At 65.4% G+C, this 6644-nt stretch carries 8 protein-coding genes; all 8 read right to left on the bottom strand.

Going from position 1 to position 6644, the window contains the following annotated elements; all coding sequences use genetic code 11:
- Window positions 1–674, bottom strand: a 674-nt coding sequence (locus IRZ12_RS14275; RefSeq protein ID WP_296469638.1) for an efflux RND transporter permease subunit, incomplete at its 3' end; no start/stop codon positions are given.
- 10 nt (window positions 675–684) lie between these two features.
- Entirely contained in the window at window positions 685–1797 is a 1113-nt protein-coding gene (locus IRZ12_RS14270; RefSeq protein ID WP_296469636.1) for an efflux RND transporter periplasmic adaptor subunit, read from the bottom strand.
- A 107-nt stretch (window positions 1798–1904) separates the two neighbouring features.
- Window positions 1905–3329, bottom strand: coding sequence for a HAMP domain-containing sensor histidine kinase (locus IRZ12_RS14265; protein WP_296469633.1), 1425 nt, complete (start codon window positions 3327–3329; stop codon window positions 1905–1907).
- The gene (locus IRZ12_RS14260; protein ID WP_296469631.1) at window positions 3326–4009 is read right to left on the bottom strand and encodes a response regulator transcription factor; all 684 of its coding nucleotides are present in this window, start codon (window positions 4007–4009) and stop codon (window positions 3326–3328) included. The genes IRZ12_RS14265 and IRZ12_RS14260 overlap by 4 nt, the downstream gene beginning before the upstream one ends.
- A gap of 92 nt (window positions 4010–4101) precedes the next feature.
- A complete protein-coding gene (gene ehuA / locus IRZ12_RS14255; RefSeq protein WP_296469628.1) occupies window positions 4102–4872 on the bottom strand; it encodes an ectoine/hydroxyectoine ABC transporter ATP-binding protein EhuA in 771 nt (256 codons plus the stop codon).
- Between the two features lie 13 nt (window positions 4873–4885).
- Entirely contained in the window at window positions 4886–5563 is a 678-nt protein-coding gene (gene ehuD, locus IRZ12_RS14250; protein ID WP_296469625.1) for an ectoine/hydroxyectoine ABC transporter permease subunit EhuD, read from the bottom strand.
- Window positions 5563–6216: an ectoine/hydroxyectoine ABC transporter permease subunit EhuC gene (gene ehuC / locus IRZ12_RS14245; protein ID WP_296469623.1), complete on the bottom strand. Its 654-nt coding sequence runs from the start codon at window positions 6214–6216 to the stop codon at window positions 5563–5565. Before ehuC ends, ehuD begins: the two co-directional genes overlap by 1 nt.
- A partial coding sequence (locus tag IRZ12_RS14240; protein ID WP_296469620.1) for a transporter substrate-binding domain-containing protein occupies window positions 6213–6644 on the bottom strand: 432 nt, incomplete at its 5' end. The genes IRZ12_RS14240 and ehuC, both read right to left, overlap by 4 nt.

The raw sequence follows: 6644 nt of genomic DNA, 5'->3' as shown, positions 1-6644 counted from the left end.
ATCAACGCCTGCTCACCCCGCTGGAGCAGCCCGCCCCCCACGTTCTGGTTGGACTTGGAGACAGCCTCGACCACGCGATCCAGGGTCAGCCGGTGAGCCATCAGCTTGGCGGGGTCGACCTCGATGTGGAATTCCTTGACGAACCCCCCCATGCTCACCACGTCCGCCACGCCCTCGATCTGCTTGAGCACGCGGGCCACGGTCCATTCCTGCTCCGAACGGAGTTGGTCCAAGGTGTGGCGGTCGCTATTGAGCCGGTAATAAAAGATCTTGCCGAGCGGCGTATTGTCGGGCGCCATTTCCGGCGTCACCCCCTCGGGCAGGTCGGCCGCGGGCAGCCGCTGCGTCACCTCCACGCGCGCGTTGAAGCTCTTGGTGCCGTCGCGGAACACCATGGTGATCATGGACAGCCCGAAATAGCTTTCTGAGCGGAGGGACTGGAGTCCCGGCGTGCCGTTGAGCACGCGCTCGAGCGGCAGCGTCACCTGGCGCTCGACCTCCTCCGGCGCCAGGCCGGGCGCGAGCGAAATAATGCCGACCTGAACGTTGGTGACGTCGGGATAGGCTTCGATCGCGGTATTCAGGAAGGCGTAAACACCGTAGATGGCGACGAGCAGGGTGGCAGTCAGCGCGACGAGGCGGCGATGCACGACCAACGCAATGAGGGAACGCACGTCGTCTCCCTCAGAGCAGCTGGCTGGCGGCGCCGTCGAGCAGCAGCCCACCCTTGACGACGACCTTGTCTCCCGGCTCGATGCCGGAAAGCACCGGTATGTAGCCGTTGGATGGCTGCCCCAGCACGACGGTGCGCGCCTCGAATACGGTTTCCGAGACCTGCACGAAGACGACGGAGCGCTGTCCGTCCTTGATCAGCACGGCGTTCACCGGCACGGATACACCATCGGCGCTGCGGATCTTGATGCCGACCCGCGCCAGCATCCCGGCGCGCAGTTGGGGATTCGATTGATCGAGATCGATATAGACCTGCCCGCGCCGGGTCTGCGCGTTCAGTGCGGAAGCCACGCGCACGACCTTGCCGGCAAGCGGGCGGTCGAGCGAGGCCACGACAACCTGGACCGGGGCGCCCTGCGCGATCGTGCTCAGGTCGCTTTCGAAGACGTCGGCATGGATCCACAAGGCCTGCGGGTCGCCCACGGTGAAAAGCGGCCCGGTATCGGGCGCGACGGTCGCACCGGGCATGGCGTTGCGGTGGATGACGACCCCTGCGCGCGGCGCCTTGAGCACCACCTCATCGCCACCGCCACTGCCCAGGAACCCCGAGGCGCGCGCCGCCACCTCGACATTGTGGCGCGCTTCTTTCAGCCGCGCCTCCGCCGCCAGCAGCTCGGCTTCGATGCCTATGCCCTTTTCCATCATCAGCCGCTGGCGCCGCGCCTCTGCCTCCGCCACGCCCAGTTCGACCTGCGCGTTGGCGTAGCCGGCGCGTATGCGCGAGGCCTCAGGGCTGGATAGCGTGACGAGCGGCGTGCCGGCCTTGACCGCATCGCCGACCTGCGCATGGACGCGCAACACCCTGCCGGGCGCCGGGGCGATGACCTCGCTCACCTGCTCTTCGCGAAACGCCACGCGAGCGGGGGCCCAGACCACGTGCTCGGCCCCTTCCGTGCCGATTTCCTGGATTTCCATGTACTTGAGCGAGGCCGGCCTGATGCGGACCTGGCCCGGGGGAAGCGGTTCTGCGTCTTGCGTTGCTGCAGTCGATGGGGGCTGGGGATCCGAACAGGCTGCCAGGAAAAACAAGAAAACGGCGCAAACGCGCACGAAACGCTGCGGCATGACTACCCTTCGATTGCTCAGGAACGACCGTCGGCGCCGGCCGTCGCGACCAAAAACTGAATCGAGGATATTACCGACGCGGGCAAGCCGCCGTCATGGCCGAAACATTACCGTTTCGTCATGTTTCCCAGGCGCGGCAGCGTGATGCGCGCCACTAGCCCCGGAGCCGCATCGTCCAGGTGCAGCGTGGCATTGTGCAGGCCGGCGATAGCGGTCACGCTGGCCAACCCGAGGCCATAGCCCGGCACCCGCCGATTGAGCCGGAAAAAACGCGTCCCGACCTTGGCGCGCTCGATGGCCTGTATGCCGGGCCCATTGTCCTGGACGATGATGGAGACCGCATCGCCCTCCCGGCGCGTGCCGATCACCACGCGCGCCGGGCTGCCGGCATACTTGATGGCGTTGTCGACCAAGTTGGCCACCGCACTCGCCAGCAAATCCTTGTCTCCTGCGGCCATGACGTCCTCGTCCATCTGCAGCTGCAGCTCCACGCCCTTTTCTTCGGCCACGGGCTCGTAGAGCTCGGCCACGTCCGCCGCGATCTCGTTGAGCGATACGGGCTGGAAGGACTGCCTGCGCGCTCCCGATTCGGCCTCTGCGATCTGCAACAGCTTATCGAATACGACGGTGAGTTCTTCGATCTGCCGGATCGCGAAAGCCGTGGCCTCCTCCAAGGTAGCCTGGTCCGTGCCCGGGCGGCTCGCCAGCTCCAGCTTGGCACGTATGCGCGACAGCGGTGTGCGCAAATTGTGCGCGATGGTATTCGAGACGTGACGCACGCCGTCCATCAGGATCTCGATGCGATCGAGCATCAAGTTGATGTCATGGCTCAGGCGCGCGAATTCATCATCCTTGCCCGAAACGGGAATGCGCTGGCTCAGGTCACCCGCCTCGATCTGCGCCGCGGTGCGCCGTATCGCGCCGACCCGGCTTTCCAATTGGTCCCGGAACACGATGGCGCCGAGCATGGCCAGCAGCACCGAGACGACGGCAGCGGCCAGTAGCGCGTTGCTGATCAGCTGCTCGAGCTCCCGCTGGTCGTGCATGTCGCGCCCCACGACGAGTATGGACCCGTCTGGCAGCCGGTCGGCGCGGATCCGGCTGATGGACGGCCTGCCGTCGCGCTGCACCTGCCTTTCTATGATGCCGAAAGATGGTTTGAGCAAGTCCCGCGACACGGCAAGATTGCCTGCCAGCCTTCTTCCCGCGGCGGTGACCAGCAAATAGACTTCAGTGTCTGAATTGAGGCCGTCGGAGAGGGTTTCGGTGATGTCCTGCACCACCCGGTCCAGGCCACCGCTCTCGTAATGATTCATCAAGCGGTTGTGGGCCGACATCAGCTGCTTGTCGATGCGATTCTGCAGCACGCCAATGGTCTGCACGTACAGCACCGACAGCAGCACCATCATGAACAGCACCACCGAGACGCCGTACCCCAGCGCCAGACGGAACGCGACCGACTGCCACAGGCGCCGCGCGAATGCGAGCGGGCCCGTCTGCCGACCGGGGTAATCGTCGTGCGCAGCGCTCACCGCGGAGACGCCGAAATCATGTAGCCCACTCCGCGCACCGTGTGGATCAGCTGGGGCGAAAAGCCGTTGTCGATCTTGTTGCGCAGCCTGCTGATCTGCACGTCGATGACGTTAGTCTGGGGATCGAACCGGTAATCCCAGACCGCTTCCAGCAGCATGGTCCGGGTAACGACCTGCTCCTGGTTCAGGAGCAGGTAAACCAGCAGCCGGAATTCCCGCGGCTGCAAGGTAATGACCTTGCCGTCGCGTTCGACCGTGCGCTTGGTGAGGTCGGCCTTGAGATTGGCAATGCGCAGTTCGCGCACGTCGTCGCGAGCCTTGGAGCGGCGATACAGGGCTTCCAGCCGTGCGGCCAGTTCGGAGAAGGCGAACGGCTTGGTCAGATAGTCGTCGCACCCGCCGCGCAACCCGCGCACGCGTTCGTCCAGCCCGGCCAAGGCGCTCAGGATGAGTACGGGCGTAGACTTGCCGACGCCACGCAGGGTGCCCAGGATGGACAAGCCGTCTACGTCGTTCGGCAGCATCCTGTCGAGGACGATGACGTCCCAACTCTCCCTCATGGCGAGATTCAAGCCTTCGGCGCTATCCCGGCAGGCGACCACCTCATGGCCGGCTTCCCGAAGGCCATTGCAAATATAGCGGGACGTATCGATTTCGTCTTCTATGACCAGGCAACGCATGGCAGAACGATTTCCTGACGGGTTGACGGTTCACGGCGCCGCGGCAACCGGCCTATAGTCTACCCCGTCCCCCGCTTCCTGCCGCGCCATCTTCAGGCGTCGATGACAGCGTCCAGGAACTGGCGCGTGCGCGGATGCTTCGGATTCGCGAAAACCTCCCTCGACGGCCCGTCTTCCAGTATCTGTCCCGCCTCGAAGAACAACGTGCGGTCAGAGCAGCGCTCGGCAAAGCGCATCTGGTGGGTAACGATGATCATGGTCATCGTCCGGCGCGCAGACAGGTCGCGCATGATTTCCAATATGCCGCCCACCAGTTCCGGATCGAGGGCTGACGTCACCTCGTCGAACAGCATGACCTCGGGCCGCATCGCCAGGGCTCGCGCGATTCCGACCCGCTGCTTCTGCCCCCCCGAAAGATTTCCAGGGTACTGGTCGAGCTTATCGCCCAGCCCCACCATCTCCAGGTACTCGCGGGCACGCTGCTCGGCCTCTTCCCGACCGAGGCCCAAGACGTACCGGGGCGCTTCGGCCACGTTGCGCAACGCCGTCATGTGCGGGAACAGGTTGAAGTGCTGGAACACCATGCCTATCTTGCCCCGCAGCTTGCGGACGTGCGAGTCTCGCGCCGGAACCTCCCCACCGTTGCGGGGCTCCGTCCACATCGACTCGCCGTCGATCAAAATGCGGCCGCCGTCCGGGCGCTCCAGCGTCATCAACAGGCGCAGCAGCGTCGACTTGCCCGACCCTGACGGGCCGATCAGCGCCACCGTCTGCCCCGCCGGTATGTGCAGGCTGAGCCCCTTCAGCACCTCCACGTCGCCGTAGCGCTTTTGGACGTTTTCCAAGGACACACTGGCACTCATGCTTGCTCCCTGCTCATCGTTTTCCCGCACGCAACGCCACGTCGGCCTTCCTGACGAGCCAGGCCGCGCCCAGGCTCAGCACCAGGAAAATCAGGCCGACGAGCGTCAGCGGCTCGGTGTAGCGGAACGTGGCCGACCCGGCGATCTTGCTGGCCTGCAGGACTTCCACCACGGTAATGGCCGACAGCAGCGGCGTGTCCTTGAACATGGCCACGAAATAATTGCCCAGGGCCGGCACGATGGGCGGGATGGCCTGCGGCAGGATGATGTCGCGCATCGTGCGCCAGCGGCCGAGATTAAGCGCCTGCGCCGCTTCCCACTGGCCGCGCGGCACGCTCTCGAGTCCGGCCCGGTACACCTCCGCACAATACGCCGCGTAATGCACGCCCAGCCCCAGCACGCCCGTCGTGAGCGGCGAGAATTGCACGCCCGTGACCGGCAGTACGTAGAACAGGAAAAACAGCTGCACCAGCAATGGCGTACTGCGAATGAACTCGATCAGAAACGCGGCGCTCCACGAAACTGGTTGCAGGCGCGCACGCCTGAGCAGCGCCAGCACCAGGCCGAGCACTGCCGCCAGGGCCATCCCCAGCAAGGTAGCCTGCACGGTCACGGCCAGGCCTTGCATGAGCGTCGGCATGACTTCGCGCGCGAAGTCCCAATCGAAGAGCGGCTTGCCTGCCGGCACCATCAGCCCCTCCCCCGGTACCGGTTGGCCCGGCGCTCGAGCAGCCTCATGCCGCCGTTCAATGCCTGCGCCACGAGGAAGTACATCACCAGCACGATGCAGAACACCTCGACGGTGCGGAAGGTCTCGCTGCGCAGCAGCTGCGCGCTAAAGGTCAGGTCTGTGATGGTGATGAGCGACACCAGCGCAGTGTTCTTGAGCAACTCGATCAACAGATTGCCCGCCGGGGGCAGCATCAGGCTCACCGCCTGCGGCAACACCACGCGCCATAGCGTCGCGCGGGGCGTCATGTTGAGCGCGCGGGCCGCCTCGGTTTGCCCCCGAGGCACGCTGGCAATCGCACCGCGCACGATCTCCGCACCATAAGCCCCCGTGTGCAGGCCAAGGACGAGGATGCCGGCCCACATGGCAGGCAACCGTACCCCCAGTAACGGCAGCACGTAATACACCCAGAAAAGCTGCACCAGCGCCGAGGTGCCTCGGAATACTTCGACATAGCAGGCTGCCGGCCAGGCCACCCAGCGCCGGTGCGACAGCCGGCACAGGCCCGCCACCAATGCGCTCGGCACGGCCAAGGCGGCGGCGCCGCCCGTGATCACCAAGGTCACGCCCAGGCCGCGCAGCAAAGGCGGCAGCAAATCGTAAAGCCCCGTCATGACGGGTTGGCTGCTGCGGCGGGAGCCTCCCCGCAAAGCTGCGCAGCGGTTGCGCCTCCCGGCAGTTCCTGCTCGGTGAATCCGAATGGCTCGACCAAGCGCAGGTGATCGGGCGTGCCGATGAAACCGGCGAGCTCCCGGTCGAAGGCCTCGCGCAGCGCCGTGTCGTCCTGGCGGAATCCGAAGGCGCCGTAGCCGCGGATGGGGACGCCGTTCTCAGTGGGCTGGACGAACTTCGCCACTTTGTCGATCTGCCACTCGGGTACTTTGGTCAACACATAATTGATCGTAAGCGCGGTCGCCGCATAGACGTCAGCCCGGCCGGCCACGACCCCCTCCACCGCGCTCACGACGTCCGGGAAGACCACGACCTGCGAAGGATCGACCCCGGCACGCGCCGCATAGTCGTTCTGCACCGCCCCCACGAC

Origin of the sequence: Pigmentiphaga sp. (assembly GCF_019689535.1) — a bacterium.
GTDB lineage: Bacteria > Pseudomonadota > Gammaproteobacteria > Burkholderiales > Burkholderiaceae_B > Pigmentiphaga.
This window is presented reverse-complemented; position numbering and strand designations above follow the sequence as displayed.